General features: G+C 58.1%; 15 protein-coding genes and 1 pseudogene. 10 read left to right on the top strand and 6 right to left on the bottom strand.

The genetic code is table 11. The annotated features are described in order from the left end of the window. The first annotated feature begins 556 nt into the window (after positions 1-556). Genes A7D21_RS18330 through A7D21_RS18320 form a run of 3 tightly spaced genes read left to right on the top strand, consistent with a single transcriptional unit; the run spans position 557 to position 4,373 of the window. Positions 557-2,815 carry a hypothetical protein gene (locus tag A7D21_RS18330; protein WP_069552306.1) on the top strand — a complete coding sequence of 753 codons (2,259 nt, stop codon included), beginning with the start codon at positions 557-559 and terminating at the stop codon, positions 2,813-2,815. Between the two features lie 35 nt (positions 2,816-2,850). After that, a complete protein-coding gene (locus A7D21_RS18325; protein ID WP_236713077.1) occupies positions 2,851-3,603 on the top strand; it encodes a DNA adenine methylase in 753 nt (250 codons plus the stop codon). Next, positions 3,600-4,373, top strand: coding sequence for an 8-oxoguanine DNA glycosylase (locus A7D21_RS18320; RefSeq protein WP_228385891.1), 774 nt, complete (start codon positions 3,600-3,602; stop codon positions 4,371-4,373). The genes A7D21_RS18325 and A7D21_RS18320 overlap by 4 nt, the downstream gene beginning before the upstream one ends. Here A7D21_RS18320 and A7D21_RS18315 read toward each other — a convergent pair. Genes A7D21_RS18315 through A7D21_RS18300 form a run of 4 tightly spaced genes read right to left on the bottom strand, consistent with a single transcriptional unit; the run spans position 4,370 to position 7,187 of the window. Beyond that, positions 4,370-5,053 (bottom strand): SagB/ThcOx family dehydrogenase, encoded by a 684-nt coding sequence (locus tag A7D21_RS18315; RefSeq protein ID WP_058410829.1) that lies wholly within the window; start codon positions 5,051-5,053, stop codon positions 4,370-4,372. The two genes, A7D21_RS18320 and A7D21_RS18315, sit on opposite strands and share 4 nt — an antisense overlap. Continuing rightward, the gene (locus A7D21_RS18310) at positions 5,031-5,636 is read right to left on the bottom strand and encodes a 7-cyano-7-deazaguanine synthase (RefSeq protein WP_058410828.1); all 606 of its coding nucleotides are present in this window, start codon (positions 5,634-5,636) and stop codon (positions 5,031-5,033) included. The genes A7D21_RS18315 and A7D21_RS18310 overlap by 23 nt, the downstream gene beginning before the upstream one ends. Further along, positions 5,633-6,841 carry a PfkB family carbohydrate kinase gene (locus A7D21_RS18305; RefSeq protein ID WP_058410827.1) on the bottom strand — a complete coding sequence of 403 codons (1,209 nt, stop codon included), beginning with the start codon at positions 6,839-6,841 and terminating at the stop codon, positions 5,633-5,635. The genes A7D21_RS18310 and A7D21_RS18305 overlap by 4 nt, the downstream gene beginning before the upstream one ends. Positions 6,842-6,845: 4 nt before the next feature. Then, positions 6,846-7,187 (bottom strand): hypothetical protein, encoded by a 342-nt coding sequence (locus A7D21_RS18300; protein ID WP_063613477.1) that lies wholly within the window; start codon positions 7,185-7,187, stop codon positions 6,846-6,848. A gap of 233 nt (positions 7,188-7,420) precedes the next feature. On the opposite strand from A7D21_RS18300, the gene A7D21_RS18295 reads away from it, so the two are divergent. After that, positions 7,421-9,298: an AAA family ATPase gene (locus A7D21_RS18295; RefSeq protein ID WP_058410826.1), complete on the top strand. Its 1,878-nt coding sequence runs from the start codon at positions 7,421-7,423 to the stop codon at positions 9,296-9,298. 81 nt (positions 9,299-9,379) lie between these two features. Here A7D21_RS18295 and A7D21_RS18290 read toward each other — a convergent pair whose 3' ends face one another. After that, entirely contained in the window at positions 9,380-10,438 is a 1,059-nt protein-coding gene (locus A7D21_RS18290) for a hypothetical protein (RefSeq protein ID WP_069552305.1), read from the bottom strand. A gap of 304 nt (positions 10,439-10,742) precedes the next feature. Between A7D21_RS18290 and A7D21_RS18285 the strand changes: the two are divergent. Then, positions 10,743-11,036, top strand: a pseudogene (locus tag A7D21_RS18285) (thymidylate synthase); the annotation flags it as partial. Positions 11,037-11,151: 115 nt separating this feature from the next. On the opposite strand, the gene cadR reads toward A7D21_RS18285, so the two are convergent. Then, on the bottom strand, positions 11,152-11,601 hold the full coding sequence (cadR, locus tag A7D21_RS18280; RefSeq protein WP_053258516.1) for a Cd(II)/Pb(II)-responsive transcriptional regulator: 450 nt from the start codon (positions 11,599-11,601) through the stop codon (positions 11,152-11,154). Between the two features lie 85 nt (positions 11,602-11,686). Here cadR and A7D21_RS18275 point away from each other — a divergent pair, with 85 nt between their 5' ends. The 5 genes from A7D21_RS18275 to A7D21_RS18255 all read left to right on the top strand — a co-directional run bounded on the left by A7D21_RS18275 (position 11,687) and on the right by A7D21_RS18255 (position 18,939). Further along, positions 11,687-13,975, top strand: a complete 2,289-nt coding sequence (locus A7D21_RS18275) for a heavy metal translocating P-type ATPase (RefSeq protein ID WP_069552303.1) — start codon at positions 11,687-11,689, stop codon at positions 13,973-13,975. A gap of 16 nt (positions 13,976-13,991) precedes the next feature. Further along, the gene (locus A7D21_RS18270; RefSeq protein WP_069552302.1) at positions 13,992-14,855 is read left to right on the top strand and encodes a LysR family transcriptional regulator; all 864 of its coding nucleotides are present in this window, start codon (positions 13,992-13,994) and stop codon (positions 14,853-14,855) included. 248 nt (positions 14,856-15,103) lie between these two features. After that, positions 15,104-16,168 (top strand): putative 2-aminoethylphosphonate ABC transporter ATP-binding protein, encoded by a 1,065-nt coding sequence (locus A7D21_RS18265; RefSeq protein WP_053258513.1) that lies wholly within the window; start codon positions 15,104-15,106, stop codon positions 16,166-16,168. 1 nt (position 16,169) lies between these two features. After that, positions 16,170-17,894, top strand: a complete 1,725-nt coding sequence (locus tag A7D21_RS18260) for a putative 2-aminoethylphosphonate ABC transporter permease subunit (protein WP_069552301.1) — start codon at positions 16,170-16,172, stop codon at positions 17,892-17,894. A 19-nt stretch (positions 17,895-17,913) separates the two neighbouring features. Beyond that, positions 17,914-18,939, top strand: coding sequence for a putative 2-aminoethylphosphonate ABC transporter substrate-binding protein (locus A7D21_RS18255; protein WP_069552300.1), 1,026 nt, complete (start codon positions 17,914-17,916; stop codon positions 18,937-18,939). Positions 18,940-19,048: the final 109 nt, after the last annotated feature.

The raw sequence follows: 19,048 nt of genomic DNA, 5'->3' as shown, positions 1-19,048 counted from the left end.
TGCGTGAAAGGCGCAGAATTCACGATCAACACCCAGCAGTGACGGAGGCGTTTCGCTTCCTGAACCCGGAATAAACGTGGCAAAGGTATCTGCATGGCAGGTGCTTGAGATGAACGTAATCGTAAGCTTTGAGTCGAAGCAGTGAGTGAAGCCGTCTGTCGGACATCTGTTTGGGGTGCTGACGCTGTTGATGGCGGATTCGTATAATCCTCACCCTCACGAACCATGGCGAGCTGTACCCGCTTCGGCGTCGTAAGTGTCTAACGTAAGAAAGTCCGTAAGTCAGCAAGACCGCACCACCGGGAACGTGGGCAAAAAGGGGACAGAAAAATGAGCGTTGAGCTTTTGTATGAGAAGGCCAGGAAACACATGGGCGCGACGGAAGAGGAGCGCCTACGAAAAGCGCGAGCCCGTACCTTCGTGATGACCAGAATCCTAGCCAAGCAAGCCAAAGCCCAAGCCGTGACTGATGAGATGCTTGCTCGTACCTGCAGCCTCTGAGTTTTTCTGACCTGAAAGCAGCCCCTCGTGGCTGCTTTTTTTTGCGCATAGAACAATGACTCCATACCTCGTCACGGAATTTCAGGCCGAAACGCTGAGCGCCCTGATTCGCGAATGCTTTGGCTACGAATACCTGCAGATCTTTGACAAAGAGCAGGTGAAGTACCTCTACAACTACCTCTGTCACATCGGTGCCAAGTCGATCCTGCTTCAGCCTCGGTACACCGATCGTGACTTCCTAGAAGACTATTCGCGCTACTATCTGAAGCGTTTCCGTAACGACGGTCAGGTCTGCGGGCGGCTTCATTTTTTCAGCTGCAAGCTTGACCATAAATCGCTTGATCGCATGATGATCGACAGCGCGCGCCAAGACCTGTCCCGGGCTTCGCTGCAGGACAATTACCTCGGCTTTGTGGTGATCAAACCGCTCGAAAAGACCTTCATCGGCAAGACATGCCTACGCATTGCCGGTGATCACGGCACCGGGCCAGGCACGAAGAAAAAAATTGCCAAGCGCTATGACGTCAATCTGTTCGGCATCAAGCTGCATGTGAATTCGATTGCTTTCCAGGAGCAGGACAAGGTCGTCGCCGCCTGCGCGACCACTGCGATCTGGGCTGCGCTGCATGCGCTGCCAGGGCGTGATGTGAAGTCTGTCCCATCGTGCAGTGAGATCACCACCGCTGCACTCAATTTTGTGGATGGCTCGCACAACGGTTTCCCGAACAAGCACCTCACACACAAACAGATCCAGCGATCGCTCGACGTTCAGGGCTTTCGGTACCATTCCACCACACTCACTACTGAAACCCAGGGCTGGTTCCACAGCTACGCCTCTTCGCATATCGACAGTGACTTGCCGATCATTCTGGCAGGCGTCGTGTACGGGCCGGAAAGCAGCACGGCTGCTGACAAGCAGATGAAGGAAGCTGAAGCGCTGGAGGTGTTGGGGGAGTTCGATGAGCTCGACGAAACCGAGCGCGAAGAACTGAAGCTCGCAATGACGACTTCGACTTGCCAACCGATGTGCTTGAAAGGTGGCCATGCGGTGACGCTGGTGGGATATGACTTCCGAGACGGCAAAGAATGGCTCTACGTTCACGATGACCGTTTAGGCCCTTATGCGCGGGCGAAAATTGTCCCTGCGCAAGCATTCATCAAGGCTCAAGAAGACATTGGCTCTGTGGCCACTGAAGAGGTGAAGGCGTTGCTTTGCGAGCGCTGGGCGTTGGAATTCAGTCAGTGGAGCGAAAAAGCACAAGACTGGTTGCCGCCACATGAAATCCTGGTACCTGACCTCGGTATCGTTCCGGCTGACAAAAAGGCCCGTCTCGACTTCAAGTATGCGTACGGGACTGCAGAAACCATCCTCAGCCACCTCGAACGTTGGATGGTGGGCATCTGCGAGGAATCAACACTCAAGCCTGAGAAATGTTGGCACTCGATCAAGCTGGCGTCCATTTCTCAGGTTCGGGATGAGATTACCGGTCGACCCATTGGCTATGAAGTAGGCGACACCCTTGATGCCGGCGCCGAGACCCCTGTCGCGACCGCCGAGGCCATCGAGCGTTGGAACGCACACAAGTTGAGCGTCCTCACCGCACCAATGGCCCGCCTCCAGTGGAGCATTGACCTGTACTGGGGAGATCGAAAGGTGTTGAAGGTGTTGCTCGATGCCACGGACACGCCTTTGGGGGATGCTGTCTCAGCGATTTATGAACACGACTTGTTGTTCGGTGCCCTGTTCCTTAGGTGGTTCAGGGATCAGAAGGCCAATGCTCAGTACGTCGATGTTGAGCATTTCTACAGCTCGTTCTTGAAGGTGTTGGCCAAGCAAGACCAGGACTACGCCAATTACTTGAACACGACCTACGGCAAATTGCGCGCTCCCAAGCGGTTGGAGAAAAGCGAAATCACTGCTGAGGGGAAAGGCGCCAACCATACCGCGATCGAGCGATTCGACCCGCTGGCCAAGGAGCGTACCTTGGTGCGGAAATTCCCGCAGGTCGTCAAAAATCCAAAGACGAAAAACCTGATATGGGCGATCGGGAAAGACGGCAGCGTGTTCGTCGCTGAAGATTTGAAAGATCCAAAGCGCGGTCACCCGAGCATGACAGGCCTACAGGCAGCCCGGATCGCCGGGGAAATGTGGTGGCGACCCAAGGGAGGGAGGAAAGGCGTGTGGGGCGTGAATTACGGCTCAGGCCGCTACAGCTTTGACTACACCAATCCTCGGCCTTTCCTGGCCAACGCGATCACCAAGATCGCTTCTTTCTTCCCCGAAGACAGGTTTGTGGAAGAGAAGATTCGCTGAGGGACTGCGGGCGCTCACCAGGGCGCGTCTTCTCAATGTTCGCAATCGCGAGACTCGCCCAACCCAAGCCTTCCATTGACATCATCGTCACTTTTGACGATGATGGGGGCATGAGATATCCAGGCGGGAAGGGCAAGTGCTATCAGCGCTTGATCAATTTGATGCCTCCGCATCAGACCTACATCGAGACGCACTTGGGGGCGGGCGCAGTCCTGCGTCACAAAAAAACTGCAGCTCGAAACATCGCGGTGGACGTTGATCCTGCCGTTCATGACACGTGGACTGATCACCAGGTTGAAGGCCTTGAGCTCATCCTGGGTGACGCGTCGAGCTATCTGAACAGTTTCACTTACGACGGCAGCGAGCTGATCTATGCTGATCCTCCGTATGTGACAGAGACGCGTCGTCGCCCCAAGATCTACCGGTACGAATATGATCAGAGCCAGCATGAACAGCTGCTGCGTACGTTGTGCAGCGTGCCGTGCAAGGTGATGATCTCCGGCTACGACAGCGCCTTGTACAACGACATGCTCCATGGATGGAGGAAGGTCACGTTTACGGCCAAAACGCACACGGATCTGCGGGAGGAATGCGTATGGATGAACTACGCTGCCCCTCAGGAACTGCACGATAGCCGTTACCTGGGCGATACGTTCCGGGAGCGTCAGACCATCGCCAGGCGTCAGTCACGACTGCGTGATCGTATCGCGGCGATGGAGTCCGTGGAGCGCAACGATTTCTTGCACTGGATCGCGCAGACCTATGGCCCCGCTCAGGAGGCACGATGATGCAAAGCGGCGTAGTGTTTGTTGAGTCCACGCTGTACCAGCGCGACTTTCCTGATGCCAAGATCGAAGTGCTCCCGGGCGTTGCGTGGGGATTGATCGAAGCATTCCCGTCCCCCGCTTACTGGGCTTATCAAGTATGGGCAAACGACCAGGAACCTGAGCCGCTCAACTACAAGCTGGGAGCCACGTTGGCAGAGGAGGTCGGGGCATGCGTACTGGGCGGCCACGGAATTCCAGCGAACGTCGGACTGGCAGCATTCGCCCACCTGAGAAACCATGGCGCTTTTGAAGGGGGCCTGCCTAGTGAGGAGCAGCTGCAGGCGTGGCTAACCGTTCCGTTGAATATCGGTAGCCGCTCGGTACGCTACCGTTTTGCCAAACAGAAAGCGCGTTACCTGCACGCCGCGCTCGCTGCTCTGGCCGCAGGGGGCTATCCCTTGAGTTCCGGGCGGGCGCTTCGGGACTGGCTACTCAAGTTGCCGGGCATTGGCTACAAAACCGCTTCTTGGATTGCTCGCAACTGGCTCGATGCCGACGATGTCGCGATCCTGGATATCCACATTTTGCGCGCAGGGGCGTTAGCGGGCTTTTTTACGCCTGGCCTCACGGTGGAGCGGCACTACCTGAAGCTGGAAGCAGAGTTTCTTGCGCTGAGCAAAGCGATTGAGGTTCGGCCATCCAAGCTCGACGCGCTGATGTGGTACCAGATGATGTCCGCGCGTTCCGTCGTGCACAGCCTGCTGAACCAGACCGGCTTGAAGGCAGCCTAGTCCCTCAGTGTCGGCCCGCCCACTAGGACAAGTCCCACGCCGGTAAGCACCCCTGGCGGGGCAAGTCGACTGGCCCAGGGCTCCCCCGTGATACCCAGTGGGCAGAGCACGCAGTCTAAAGCCTCAGCTACCACTGCCATCACCGCTAACAGTGCCCCTGCATCCCGCCAGATCAGGCTTTCGCCGTGTTGGTATTTGGCAGCTGTTTTCCCAAGCTCGGCCACCAGAAGCAACCGCGTCGCCTGCTCGCTGGGCAGGGTTTGCTGACACTGCTCAGTCAATCCTGCGAGGGCCTCCAATGACCCTGGTATCGCAACGAGGCCGTGCCGGCGACTGTCGTAGCGGCACCAGTTCGCCGCGCCCGGGAGGTGGGCCAGGATGTGGATGGGGTGGATAGCGCCAGCAGATGGGGTGGGCCGAAGCTCCAGATCGAAGCCGTAGTCGGATTCGGCGATGGCTTGTGTACGTGTACTGCGCCACAGTAGCTGGCTCAACTGATCATCGCTCAAGGCCTGGAACGTTCGCCTGGTGCGTCTGTTCTCCAGAAGGTAGAAGATGTCCCGCTCGCGGACACCTTCTACCTCGGGCAACGCATGAAAACGGCCATCAGGCCAGGCGTACGGCTGATAGTGCCCTGGCTCTGGCCTTACGGTTGGGCTACTCAGCGTGATCCAGTCCATGCTCGATCTCGTGCCAAACCTCAAAATACTTGTAGCAGCCTCGGCAGTTACCACAGGGCACGTTTGATTTGTGGCAGCTATGAGCCCAGGCGAGCATTGAGGATGGGACGTTGGCTTCTTTGACTAACTCGAACGTGCTCAGATGAATCGCAGGCGCCTCGACGGTCATCTCACCTTCTTGGATGACCATCAGCTGGTTGATCGCCGCGATGAATTCCGGTGTGCCGTCGCGGTGTGAGCCATCCGACTTCACAGTGCCCAGGTAGAGCGTGTTCACACCCAGGCTGATTGCCTTCATGGCCGCCAGTGTGACGAGCAGCTGATTGCGATAGGGCCACCAGTCACTTGCAGGTGCATGTGCATCAGCCTTGCCGCCCGCCATGTCGCCGGAGCCGACAGCGCGGCAATCGATCGAGATGACATGGTGCTCAATACCGAGCTGTTTACAGAGGGTGGTGGAGGCGGAGATCTCGGCCTCTGCGGCCAACTGGCCATAATTCAGCGTGATACCGACTTCGGGACGCAGCCACCAGGCGATGGCGAGTGAGTCCATGCCACCTGACAATAGAAGAGCGCGCTTCATAGTTCTGCTGCCTTCCAAGCGGTCTGGTAAATGGCGGTCACGAAGTCATCGGAGATGATACAGCCGGATCCGGCCATCATTTTCTGATCCTCCTCCGACTCGTTTTCCACGTACAGGATGACGGGCTTCTTGAGTGCTCGCGCGTAGCCGATCTCATAGATCGTGCCGGCGTCGAGACCATCACCGATAGCGAGCATGAGATCGCACTCATGAATGGCCTCAAGATCCTGATGCACGACTTCCTCTGCGGGCCCGTGCCCGACGTCATGCACCGGAGAGAACACATTCAGCCCCATCGCCAGGAGCTGACTCCGCGCTTCTTCGACCAGCCAAAGCTGTGACAACGAGAAGAAGGGGCCTGCCAGATATACCAGAGGGGCTCTACCGCTTTTCGACTTCTTCGGCATGCTGGCCGCGTCGGGGTTGTACGCGCTGAGTTCAGCCTTCGACGCGAAGCCTTGGGACTCACAATAAAAGGCGGTTGCCCGTGAAGCCAGCATCGCCGCTTCCAGTGGGGGCAGCGCCTCCTCAATCCAGAAGTAGGCAAAGGTCGCGACGAAGACGTCTCCTGACCCGACCTTCCAGACCTTGGGCGTCACGAATGAGGGGATGTGGTGTGTCCGATCTTCATGCAACAGCAGTGCGCCGGCTGGGCCCATCTTGATGATGACGATTTCGGCGTGCTGCGACTTGGCAAGGGCGCGGGCCAAGTCAGTTGCGCTCAGATCACTGCTGTCATGCAACGCTTCAGCTTCGTTTCTATTTAGGACAAGTGCCAGTCGCTCTGCCTTGGAGCCGTTCTCATGGAACGGCGCTGGGGCGGTGGCGCTCTGTGGGTCATACACCGCCTGGCGTGCATCCACAACGCAGTCACCTTCCAGGAAGCCAAAGCGTACGACGTTTGCTGCACATACTTGCAGGCTGTGCTGTTGCTTGGGCGAGGGATGTAGAGATGGATGAGACAGTCCGTGGGTATAGCGGAATTGCAGGCTGCGATCAATGGCATGGGGCTCTAGCGTGAAGCCTTCCAAAGCCGACCTCAGGCGAAGAATCGACTCTGCGGTGCTGTCTACATAGGTCGTGAGGTTAACCGTTCCACCCAGGCGCGCTATCGCTGTAGCGCCTCGACCGCCCGAGCCGAAGAGTTCCTGCCATGTGGGGCACATGCACTGTTCGTAGTAAACCCCGCCAACGACGTTGATCATTAAGTCACTCCTGCTTGACCGGAGAGATCTTGAGCGCAATCTGGCCACCCACTTTGGACGTGACAAGCGCGCGGTACTGCGTACCGTTTTGAATGCAGGCGATCAGCCGAATCGCTTTCGGGGATGCGATACCTCCTGCAACGTGTCCATTCCAGACAGCAAGGGCGGAAAGTTCACTGCCTGCGACGCCTACTGTCATTTGCAGGGTGTCGCCGACTTTGATCTGCTCAACCACATCGGCCTTCGGAGAAGCAAGGTGAGTCTGAAGGTAGAGCCTGTCACAGGCGGTCTCTGTCGGAGCTCCCGCTATGTAGTCCCGGAAAAGCTTGCCATCTGAACCTGACATTACGTTCCCCAATATCCCTATGTGAAACAACGCAGCTAATCTTGGCGTCAAACCGATGGCTGTTGACAGCGGGATGACTAATGCTAGAGTGCCAGCACTCTAACCCTGCCGGCTCCAATTTGCCAATAGGCTACCGAAAGCTGTTGGCCTTACGCTCAGGGCTCAAGCATGCCAAGTTCAGCGGTGAACGCTAGCATGGCTCAGTTCGTGCTAACACAGGGCAGTGTTTGCTGATGTCGAAAATCCTCGATTTTGAGATTAAGAACTACAAAGGCATAGTCAGTACGCGCATTGAGCTCTCAGGCAAGAGTGATACGCCGATTGTGATGCTGATCGGCCTAAACGAAAGTGGTAAAACTACCATTCTCGAAGCGATATCGCAGTTCGTCAGCAGCGATAAGTCGGTCTCCAGTCTCTACGAATTCAGTCCTGAGAATAACGAAGAGTTCACCTTCATTCCCGCCAGCCAGAAGGGCTCGTTCAAGGGAACCGTTTCTGTCGCTGCCACGGTGCAGCTGGACGAAGACGAAATAACTGCGATCGAGAAGATGGCAGAAGAATTCGGGCTTTTAGTCGACAGAGAGGCTTTGGGCAAAAAGTTTCGGATCACCAAAGAAATCAGCTTTGCGAAGAATCCGAAAGGCGAAAGCACGGGCAGCCTCGGCTTGGAGCTAAATGCCAAACGGCCAAGGGAAGCTGAGTTTGAGCCTTATGCGCACCCTGATAAACCTGACGAGGATTTGTGGGAGCGGGTCGCCGAGCTGGTGGTTGAGGGTGTGCCAACGGTCGCCTACTTTCCAACATTCCTGATCAATGTGCCTGAGGAAATTGAACTGGCCCCGTTTCAAGGGGAAAGTTATGAGCAACGGCACTATCGGGAGATCCTAGCAAAGATCATAGCGTCTACAAGTCAAGATGTAGACGAACATATCAACAGGCGCATTGCGCAGTACCGTGAGAAAAATGGCCCTCAATGGCTCGATACCTTTTATCGAAGCCATGAAAAGAATCAGATCGACGCAGTGTTCAAGAAGGTCTCGCAAGCGCTGACAACTGAGGTCATAGGTGGCTGGCAGCGTGTGTTTTCGCGCGAGACGACAGCAAGACGAATCGAACTGCAGTGGTCTGTTACGGGGGCTGACACACCCACGGCAATGGTTTCATTTGCTGTGAGCAATGGAGACTCCGATTACAAAGTCAGTGAGCGTTCGATTGGTTTCAGATGGTTTTTCACCTTCCTGCTACTGACACAGTTCAAGGGTGAAAGCAGCAAGCAAAAGACAATTTATGTGTTCGATGAACCTGCCGCCAACTTGCACAGCCGTGCGCAAGCTGAGCTGTTAAAATATTTTGATCAGATGGTCGGCAGTGGAGACAAAATCATCTACTCCACCCACAGTCATCATATGGTCGATCCGAGGTGGCTCTCAGGCGCTTACATCGTTGAGAACCAGTCAGCCAAGCATGATGAAGCAGACGGATATGATCTGGAGTTCCTGCCGGCAAAAATCGCCGCGATCAAGTACAAACAGTTCATAAACAATTTTCCGGGCCGGACGTATCACTTCCAGCCGGTCTTGGAGAGGCTGCAATATGTCGTTCCAGAGATAGTCGGCTCAGCCCCTTTCGTAATTTTGGAGGGGATCTCGGATTACTACGCCTTCAAAACGGCATCGATCACGTGTGACATCCCGATAAAATTCACGATCGTCCCTGGCGTCGGTTCGAGTGCGCTTGGGAATCTGATCAGCTTTCTGATGGGGCGAGACGAGAAATTCATCGTTCTCCTAGATGACGACAAAGCCGGTCGACAAGAGCGTGAGCGATACCGGAAAAAGTATCTCCTACCTGATCGGCTCGTCATTACTTATGCCGATATTGATACGGCCTATGAGACCGGAGCGCTGGAGTTCCTTGTGGGTGAGGACAGTCTCAGGATTGTCCAAGACAAGCTGAGCTTGAGTACATTGCCCAGCAAGGATCAGTATGGGCTGTATCTCGCCGAGCAGTACCATAAAGCGGGAGCACGCGCGGGCATCTTCTCCCCGCAAGGGCTTGAGAATTTACACGCAGTGCTTCGTTTCCTTGCCCGGCAGTTCGAGCAGTCTTGAGTAGATCCGATAGCCCTGGATTTTGATCTTCGTGATCATCTGCTCTCCTTAGGTGAATGGCATGTCCGAGTAGTCGGTGCATTACTCATAGTGGAGCTCACCAAATAGTCCAATCATGAGGTCGCCGTCCAGAATCTCAAAAGGAAGGGTGACGTACTGGTCAGGGTGCCGAGGCTTGGCCTTTCCATCGTGTGGTGCATTCTTTGTGTGCCCTTGAACCTTTTCCCCGCTCTCCTTGATATAGGGAAGCACGACGATCCGGCCATGGTTCTTGGATAAGATCGTTCCCTCGTACCACAAGGTGTTTCCTTCATCGCTGCTGGACTCGCCATCCGTGTTTTTCAGCACCCACCGTGGCACCACGTCGTCCTCATACCAGAACACGAAGCCACCGCAGACCACTACTCTCTGGCCGCGCATCCTCGCCTCGGCAAGCATTTGCTTGACGCTCGCTAACTGCAGCAGCTGATTGGCTCTGGGAAGAAGCAGTGCCCGAATCTGTGCTTTCGTTCTCCCCCAGTGATCTGCTCCCGAAAGACCGAATCCTTTGGCTGTCACCTCTCGCAGGCAAATCTGCGAGCGTTTGGGAGACAAGGCTCCGATCTGTTCCCACGTCTGGTCTTCGGTACGACGAAGGCACATGTTGAATCTCGGGATGGCAACTATCTCCAGGTAAGGAGCGCGCTCAAGCTCCTGGTAGAGGGGTTGTCGCAAGCTTTCCATCGTATTGTGCAGTTTCAGCTCCTGCATGTTGGGACGGGGCAAATGGGCGTTTCGCTTGATTGCTTCGCGCTCCATGAGCTCTTCTTCTGCGTGGATGCGACGCGCCGCCGTCAGTGCTTTCTCGACTTTCAGGGTGGTTGAGCTCTGAAGCACAGGATCTGGTACCGCCTGAGCCACCAGTTCATTGGTGCGGCTGTTGAACTCGTCTGCCGCTTCCATGGCCTCCTCGTAGGAGGCGAAAACAGCCGCCCTCGCATGGCCACTGCCGTTATCGTAGAAGTAACGCTTCCAGGACAGCTGGGACTCGGGGAAGAGCTTTAGTGCTCGCAGCTGCCACGTCCATCCGATGCGGAATTGCCGGAACGGAAGAACTGCCAAGGTGGGCATTGAGTGGTATGGCATCTGATCTAGGCGCATCGATTCTCCCTGCTGTTTGCGTCTTAGCGTCTGCGGAAGCGCTGGAGCTGATCCTAGGGCGATTGATTTCCCCGACACCATGGATAGCACATTGCCAGGATGAGTCAATTTCTTGGCTAGAGGCCCCGTATTTCGGGGGCTTCAGGAGAAGATGAGCTTTGGAAAGGACTTTAGAAAACTGGTGGTTTATCCAGTATTAGGGGTTGCGCAGGTAATGTGCAAAAGCTATAATGCACATATACCAAGTTGCTTGGAAGGCATTACAAGTCAGCGTAATGTGCAGTAAAAGTGGGGGGTGAAATTGCTCGGCCTGCCGTACAACACCGCCGCGTTGGCCTTGCTGACTCACATGCTGACTCACATGCTGGCTCAGCAATGCGACCTGATCCCTCACGAGATCATTGTCACCACCGGCGACACCCATGCTTACAGCAACCACATGGAACAGATCCGCACCCAGCTCGCGCGTACGCCGAAAAAGCTGCCGGAACTGGTGATCAAGCGTAAACCTGCGTCGATCTACGATTACAAGTTTGAAGACTTTGAAATCGTTGGCTACGACGCCGACCCGAGCATCAAGGCTGACGTGGCTATCTGATCACTGTGGGAGCGGGCTTGCTCGCGAAAGCGGTGGGTCAGTCGCTGGAAATATCGACTGATCTACCGCATTCGCGAGCAAGCGCGCTCCCACATTGGGTCCGTGTTGACTTGATTCAGTGCCCGTGGCTTCTGCCCACGTGCGAAGGCTCTGCCTCGCTGGCCGCGACACTCCCGCTGACTTCCAGCCGCTGCAAAATCCCGCACTGATCCAGATCCGGCCCACCGCCGCAGCGTTGGCGCAGGTCCAGCAATTGCACCTGCAACGCCAGCAGCCCGTCGATCCGTGCCTTTACGTGGTGGATATGCTCGTCAATCAAGGCATTCACGCTTTCGCACTGGTCCTGGGGGCTGTCGCGTAGCCCCAGCAGGCTGCGGATTTCCTCGAGCGTCATGTCCAGGCTGCGGCAATTGCGGATAAAGATCAGCCGTTCGGTGTGCGCCTGGGTGTACACACGATAATTGGCGTCGGTGCGTGCCGGAGGCGGCAGCAGGCCTTCTTTCTCGTAATACCGGATGGTTTCCACCTGACAGTCGGTCAGTTTGGCCAGTTCGCCGATCTTCATCGCAGCAATCTCCAAATGGGTGCTTGACCCTATAGTGGCTACAGGGTCTTTACTTGGCAACAGGCACCTTTACGGACGCGACAGAATGAGCGACTCCATCCACACCCCCAAAAAGCATGATCACCCGCATGATCATGATCCTAAGCACGATCATGCCCACGATCACGGCGCCAAACTGACGCCTGTCAAAAAGCACGACCACGCCAGCCATGCCGGCTCCTGCTGTGCAAGCAAGGCCGCGCCTGCCGTGGTCACGCTGAGCGAAGCGCCGACCGCCGGCTCGCGCCTGAGCACCTTTCGCATCGAAGCCATGGACTGCCCAACCGAGCAGACGCTGATCCAGAACAAACTGGGCAAGCTCGCGGGTGTGCAGCAGCTGGAATTCAACCTGATCAACCGCATGCTCGGCGTCACCCATGACTTGCCGAGCACGGCGCCGATCGTCGACGCCATCAAGTCCCTCGGTATGCAAGCCGATCCTATTGAAGAAGGCACCCCGGCCGCTGCGCCGCCGGCCAAGAAACACGGGTGGCCGCTTGCAGTGTCTGGCGTCGGCGCGCTGGGTGCCGAGGTGCTGCATTTCACCGGTGTCGCACCGACCTGGGTGATTGCTCTGGTGGCGTTGGTGTCGATCCTCAGCGGCGGCCTCACCACCTACAAAAAGGGCTGGATCGCCCTGAAAAACCTCAACCTGAACATCAACGCGCTGATGAGCATCGCCGTGACGGGCGCGATCCTGATCGGCCAGTGGCCCGAAGCCGCGATGGTGATGTTCCTGTTTACTGTGGCTGAGTTGATCGAAGCCAAGTCCCTGGACCGTGCGCGCAATGCCATCAGCGGCTTGATGCAGATGACCCCGGAACAGGCCACGGTGCAACAGGCTGACGGCTCGTGGTTGGAACAAGAAGTCAAAAGCATCGATCTTGGTGCCATCGTACGAGTGAAGCCCGGCGAGCGCATTGGCCTGGACGGCGAAGTCACCGCTGGCCAATCCACCATCGACCAGGCACCGATCACCGGTGAAAGCCTGCCGATTGAAAAGACCGTGGGCGATAAAGTTTTCGCCGGCACCATCAACCAAGCCGGCTCTCTGGAATACAAGGTCACCGCAGCCGCCAACAATTCCACCCTGGCGCGCATCATTCACGCCGTAGAACAAGCCCAAGGCGCGCGGGCACCGACCCAGCGCTTTGTCGACAGCTTCGCCAAGGTCTACACTCCGGCCGTGTTCCTGTTTGCCTTGGGCGTGGCGGTGATTCCACCGCTGTTCATGGCGGGCGTGTGGTTCGACTGGATCTACCGTGCGTTGGTCCTGCTGGTGGTTGCCTGCCCTTGTGCCTTGGTGATCTCCACCCCGGTGACCATCGTCAGCGGCCTGGCGGCGGCGGCGCGCAAAGGCATCCTGATCAAAGGCGGCGTGTACCTGGAGGGCGGTTACAAGCTCGATTACCTGGCCCTCGACAAGACTGGCACCATCACCCACGGTAAACCGGTGCAAACCGACTATTTGCCGCTGTTCCCCAACGTCGCGGACAGCGCGCCGGCCCTGGCTGCCAGCCTGGCCGGGCGGTCCGACCACCCGGTGTCGCTGGCGATTGCCAACGCAGCTGTGGATAAAAACCTGCCGAGCCACGCTGTGGATAACTTTGAGGCCTTGGCCGGTCGCGGTGTACGCGGCGACATCAACGGCGAAACCTACCACCTGGGCAACCACCGCTTGGTGGAAGACTTGGGCCTGTGCTCGCCTGCGCTGGAAGAAAAGCTCTTCGCCTTGGAAAAACAAGGCAAGTCGGTGGTGCTGTTGCTCGATAAATCCGGCCCGTTGGCGTTGTTCGCGGTGGCCGACACCGTTAAAGACAGCAGCCGCGAAGCCATCCAGCAGTTGCACGACCTGGGCATCAAGACCTTGATGCTCACCGGCGACAACACCCACACCGCCCAGGCGATTGCGGCCCAGGTCGGTATCGACCAGGCTCAGGGCGACCTGTTGCCCACCGACAAACTGCACGCCATCGAAACCCTCTACGGCCAAGGCCGCCGGGTGGGCATGGTCGGCGACGGCATCAACGACGCGCCGGCCCTGGCCCGTGCCGAGATCGGTTTTGCCATGGCCGCAGCCGGCACCGACACCGCCATTGAGACCGCCGACGTGGCGCTGATGGACGATGATTTGCGCAAGATCCCGGCTTTCATTCGGCTCTCCAGGCAAACGTCGCGTATCCTCAAGCAGAACATCGCCCTGGCGTTGGTGATCAAGGCGATCTTCCTCGCGGTCACTTTCCTCGGCATGGCCACCATGTGGATGGCGGTGTTCGCCGACATGGGCGTGAGCCTGCTGGTGGTGTTCAATGGCCTGCGCCTGTTGCGCAAATAGACGATGAGAGGGTGGCGTGCTGAGTGCCGAGTTGAAGGCGTTTTTTATGGTCGCCCGCCTGGGCAGCATTACCCAGGCGGCGAAAAAACTCGGCCTGAGCCAGCCCACCGTCACCACGCAGATTCGCAATCTGGAAAGCCAGTACGGCGTTGAGCTGTTCTACCGGGGCGGCCGCCGCCTTACCGTCAGCGATGAAGGTGCGCGGCTGCTGCCAATGGTCAAGACGCTGTTGCAGCAGGAAGCCGATATCGAGTTTTTCCTGCGTAACAGCGGCCATGTCCAGGGTGCCTTGAGGATTGCCGCAACGGCGCCGTATTACATTCTCGACCTGGTCAAAGCTTTTCGTGAACGCCTGCCCCACGTGGAGGTGTCGGTGGAAATCGGCAACTCCCAGCAGGTGCTCGAAGCCTTGGACGATTACCGCGTCGATGTCGCCGCGTCCTCGCAACTGCTGGAAGACCCTCGTCTGATCCGGCGCGTACTGGGCACCGATCCGTTGGTGCTGGCGGTGCATCGCAATCACCCGTTGGCCACCCTCGAGCATGTACCGCTCAGTGCGTTGGCCGGGCACACGCTGTTGATGCGTGAGGCGGGTTCGACCACGCGCAGGTTGACCGAAGAATTGTTACAAGGCGCGGGTGTGAATTACGGGCCACTGCTGGAAATCGGCAGCCGTGAGTCGATTCGCGAGGCCGTGCTGCGCAATATCGGTATCAGCATCATCGCCCGCCAGGAAGTGCCCCATGACCCGCAGTTGCGCGTGCTGACCATCGAGAACGCGCCGCAGATTCCGGAGTATTTGTACTGCCTCAAGGAAAGAAAAGGGGCTCGCCTGCCTGCTGCCTTTCTCGGGTTGGCGCAGGAAATGTCGCCGCTCTGAGGTTTTGTGCTGGCCTTTGGATCGCCATCGCGGGCAAGCCCGCTCCCACCTTCGACCGAGTTCCAACATGAGAATGCGGTCAAAATGTGGGAGCGGGCTTGCTCGCGAAAGCGGGATCCCAAACAACACATCTCTGTAGTTACTACCCAAATCCACCAATACCACTATCACTCCCTTTTGCCTTCCTGCCACATCAGGGACGCATTGCCCCTCTAGCATGGCCTTCATCAGTTTGATGAGGTGCCTCCATGAACACAGCCCTGACCAACCCCGGCGCGCCGATGAAGGTGCGCGGTATCCAGAAACGCTTCGGCGCCTTTACTGCGCTGGACAATGTGTCGCTGGACGTCGCGGCCGGTGAGCTGGTGTGCCTGCTGGGCCCGTCCGGTTGCGGCAAGACCACTTTGCTGCGGTGTATCGCCGGTCTGGAGCGCCAGGACAGCGGCGAACTTTACCTTGGCCAACGGGATGTTTCCTTGCTGCCACCACAGGCACGGGACTACGGGATTTTGTTCCAGTCCTACGCGCTGTTTCCCAACCTGACCGTTGAAGCGAATATCGGCTACGGCCTCACCGGCAGCGGCCGCGATGAAGTGCGCAAGCGTGTCGGCCAGATGCTCGAACTGGTCGGCCTGCTGGGCAGTGAAAAGAAATACCCCGGCCAACTCTCTGGCGGCCAACAACAACGCGTCGCTCTGGCCCGTGCTCTGGCGCCAGCCCCTTCTTTGCTGCTGTTGGACGAACCGATGTCGGCGCTCGACGCCCGTGTCCGCGAGCACTTGTGCACCGAGTTGCGCCAACTGCAACGACGCCTGGGGATTACCACCCTGATGGTCACCCATAACCAGGACGAAGCCATGTTGATGGCGGACCGCATCGCCGTGATGAACAACGGCAAGGTCGAGCAATATGCCACGCCCCAGGAAATCTACGACCGACCGGCCACGCCGTTCGTGGCGGAGTTCGTCGGCCAGGGCAATTGGCTACCGTTCAGCCGCAACAGCGACAGCCATGCCCAGGTCGGCGGTATGAACATGCGCCTGGACGATAACGCCAGCAAGGCCAGGTCCGGCCGTTTGTTCTGCCGCCCGGAAGCCATCAGCGTCAACCCGCCGGTGCATGAAGAAAACCTGTTCCCGGCGAAGGTCCGCGAAATCACCTTTCTCGGCAACCGCTGCCGCATGAGCTTTGAGCTGGAACAATTGCCCGGCCATCCGCTGCTGGCCGAACTGGCCCCCGAAGCCATGCCACGCCTCGGTGCCCAGGACATCTGGGTTGCCTTGCCGCCGCGCAGCCTGCAGGTGTTTGCCTGAGATGGCCGAAGATATGACACTGCCGATTCCCGACAACCTGGCTCGTCAGGTGTCCCGCGCCGAACTGGGCGACCGCATTTTTGTGCTCGGTGGCAAAGTGCTCTGGTTGTGCCTGTTGGGCGTGGCGGTACTGATGCCATTACTGGCGATCTTCTGGCGCGGCTTCAGCAGTGAAGCCGGGCAGGGCGGTGGGTGGGTCGCGGCGCGCGAGCTGGTCACCAGCGACAACTTCCACTGGCTGCTGGGCAATAGCCTGAAGGTTTCCCTCAGCGTAGCGGCCATCGTCGTACCGTTGGCCTATCTGTTTGCTTACGCATTGCAGCGCACACTGATTCCCGGCAAGGCAGTTTGGCGGGGTATATCGCTGCTGCCGTTGATGGCGCCGTCAATGCTGCCGGGGATTGCGCTGGTGTATCTGTTCGGCAACCAGGGCATGTTGCGCGGGCTGCTTTCGGAGAATATCTACGGTTTCTGGGGCATTGTCCTCGGCGAAGTGATCTACACCTTCCCACACGCGTTAATGATCCTGCTGTCGGCACTGTCGCTGGCAGATGCGCGTTTGTTCGACGCGGCGTCGAGCATGGGGGCAAGTCCAGCCCGGGCGTTTCGCAGCATCACTTGGCCGGCCACGCGCCAGGCGGTGTTCGCTGCGTTTTGCCTGGTATTCACCCTGACCATCACCGACTTCGGCGTGCCCGTGGTGGTCGGCGGCGATTATCAGGTGCTGGCGCTGGTGGCCTACAAGGCGGTGGTCGGCCAGCAGCAGTTCGGTCGCGGTGCATTGATTGGCATGGTGTTGTTGCTGCCGGCGCTGTTCAGCTTTGCGGTCGACGCCTGGTTGCGCCGTCGGCAGGGTGACGCCATGAGTGGCCGTGCCCAGGTGTTCCAGCCGGCGCCCTCGGCGCGCCGCGATGGGTGCTACCTGACCATTGTGCTGCTGATTTGCGCGGTGTTGCTGCTGGTGTTCGGCATGGCGGTGTATTCCTCCCTGGTTAAATTCTGGCCGTACAACCTGTCGCTGTCGCTCAACCACTACCAATTCGAAGACACGGCCGGTGGCGGTTGGCTGGCCTATCGCAACAGCCTGACCATGGCCCTGTGCACGGCGCTGATCGGTAGCGTATTGATCTTCACGGGCGCCTACCTGATGGAAAAGACCAAGGGACAGAAAGGCCTGAACCTGGCGCTGCGCATGCTCAGTTTTGTGCCGATGGCCGTGCCAGGCCTGGTGCTCGGCCTGGGCTACGTGTTCTTTTTCAACCTCAACGGCAACCCGCTGCATGTGTTCTACGGGACCATGACCCTGCTGGTGGTGTGCACCATTGCGCACTATTTGACCACTGCGCAGATGACCGCGACCACGGCGTTGCGTCAGCTGGACAGTGAGTTTGAAGCCGCCGCGCTGTCGCTCAAGGCGCCGCTGTACCGCCACTATTTGCGCGTCACCGTACCGATCTGCTTGCCGGCGCTGCTGGACATCGTGCGCTACTTGTTTGTGTCGGCGATGACCACCGTGTCCGCCGCGATCTTCCTCTACAGCCCCGATACCCTCCTCGCCGCCGTCGCCGTGTTGAACATGGACGACGCCGGCAACGTAGGCGGCGCCGCGGCCATGTCCACCCTGATTCTGTTCACCTCAGGCGGCGTCTCGCTGCTGCTGGCGTGGGCTTCACGTGGCGCGTTGCGCCGCTCCCAAGCCTGGCGCCAGACCGCGCCCGGCCAATAATCCCTGAAGGAGGTGTTCCATGTTCAAGCCCCTGGCCCTGGCCGCTGCTTTACTCAGCGCATTCAGCCTGAATGCCTTTGCAGCCAAAACCGAGTTGACGGTGTACACGGCGCTCGAAGCCGAGCAGTTGAAGACTTACAAGCAGGCCTTTGAAAAAGCCAACCCGGACGTCGAGATCAAATGGGTACGCGACTCCACCGGCATCATCACCGCCAAGCTGCTGGCCGAGAAAGACCGCCCGCAAGCCGACGTGGTGTGGGGCCTGGCCGCGTCGAGCCTGGCGATCCTTGACCAGCAAGGCATGCTGACCCACTACGCGCCCAAGGACTTGGACAAGATCGGTAAAAACTACCGCGACGCCGCTAACCCACCGGCCTGGGTCGGCATGGACGTGTGGGCTGCGACCATCTGCTTCAACACCGTCGAAGCCGAGAAACAAGGCTTGACCAAACCGGTGAGCTGGCAGGACCTGACCAAGCCTGAGTACAAGGGCAAGATCGTGATGCCTAACCCGGCCTCGTCCGGCACCGGCTTCCTGGATGTGAGTGCCTGGTTGCAGACCTTTGGCGAGAAACAGGGCTGGCAGTACATGGACGACCTGCACCAGAACATAGGCCAGTACGTTCACTCCGGGTCCAAGCCGTGCAAACTGGCGGCTTCGGGTGAGTTCCCGATTGGCATTTCCTTCGAATACCCGGCCGTCCAGCTGAAACGCCAAGGCGCGCCGCTGGACATCATCCTGCCCAAAGAAGGCCTGGGCTGGGACATCGAAGCGACTGCCGTGATCAAAGGCACCGCGCACGCCGAGGCGGCTAAAAAGCTCGCTGACTTCTCCGCCAGTACTGCGGCGATGGACTTGTACAAAGACAACTTCGCTGTCCTCGCCCAGCCTGGCATCGCCAAGCCGCAGACCGAATTGCCCGCTGACTACGAGCAACGCCTGATCAAGAACGACTTCGCCTGGGCCTCGAAAAACCGCGACAGCATCCTGACCGAGTGGCGCAAGCGCTATGACGGCAAGTCGGAAAAGGTCGCGGGTCAGTAAGGTTTTCGTTAGGGCTTATGGCCTCTTCGCAGGCAAGCCCGCTCCCACATTTGAACGTGTTCGCACATCAACATGTAGGAGCGGGCTTGCTCGCGCAGGCGGCTTCGAA

This window comes from Pseudomonas sp. AP19 (assembly GCF_001728855.1).
Taxonomy (GTDB): Bacteria; Pseudomonadota; Gammaproteobacteria; order Pseudomonadales; family Pseudomonadaceae; genus Aquipseudomonas; species Aquipseudomonas fluorescens.
This window is presented reverse-complemented; position numbering and strand designations above follow the sequence as displayed.

What these genes read in the sequence shown, in the direction of transcription:
- A7D21_RS18295 (WP_058410826.1), top strand. Translation starts at nt 7,421, where the DNA reads ATGTCGAAAATCCTCGATTTTGAGATTAAGAACTACAAAGGCATAGTC.
- A7D21_RS18315 (WP_058410829.1), bottom strand. Translation starts at nt 5,053, where the DNA reads ATGGACTGGATCACGCTGAGTAGCCCAACCGTAAGGCCAGAGCCAGGG.
- A7D21_RS18310 (WP_058410828.1), bottom strand. Translation starts at nt 5,636, where the DNA reads ATGAAGCGCGCTCTTCTATTGTCAGGTGGCATGGACTCACTCGCCATC.
- A7D21_RS18290 (WP_069552305.1), bottom strand. Translation starts at nt 10,438, where the DNA reads ATGCGCCTAGATCAGATGCCATACCACTCAATGCCCACCTTGGCAGTT.
- A7D21_RS18275 (WP_069552303.1), top strand. Translation starts at nt 11,687, where the DNA reads ATGAGCGACTCCATCCACACCCCCAAAAAGCATGATCACCCGCATGAT.
- A7D21_RS18330 (WP_069552306.1), top strand. Translation starts at nt 557, where the DNA reads ATGACTCCATACCTCGTCACGGAATTTCAGGCCGAAACGCTGAGCGCC.
- A7D21_RS18305 (WP_058410827.1), bottom strand. Translation starts at nt 6,841, where the DNA reads ATGATCAACGTCGTTGGCGGGGTTTACTACGAACAGTGCATGTGCCCC.
- A7D21_RS18325 (WP_236713077.1), top strand. Translation starts at nt 2,851, where the DNA reads ATGTTCGCAATCGCGAGACTCGCCCAACCCAAGCCTTCCATTGACATC.
- A7D21_RS18320 (WP_228385891.1), top strand. Translation starts at nt 3,600, where the DNA reads ATGATGCAAAGCGGCGTAGTGTTTGTTGAGTCCACGCTGTACCAGCGC.
- A7D21_RS18260 (WP_069552301.1), top strand. Translation starts at nt 16,170, where the DNA reads ATGGCCGAAGATATGACACTGCCGATTCCCGACAACCTGGCTCGTCAG.
- A7D21_RS18300 (WP_063613477.1), bottom strand. Translation starts at nt 7,187, where the DNA reads ATGTCAGGTTCAGATGGCAAGCTTTTCCGGGACTACATAGCGGGAGCT.
- A7D21_RS18255 (WP_069552300.1), top strand. Translation starts at nt 17,914, where the DNA reads ATGTTCAAGCCCCTGGCCCTGGCCGCTGCTTTACTCAGCGCATTCAGC.
- cadR (WP_053258516.1), bottom strand. Translation starts at nt 11,601, where the DNA reads ATGAAGATCGGCGAACTGGCCAAACTGACCGACTGTCAGGTGGAAACC.
- A7D21_RS18265 (WP_053258513.1), top strand. Translation starts at nt 15,104, where the DNA reads ATGAACACAGCCCTGACCAACCCCGGCGCGCCGATGAAGGTGCGCGGT.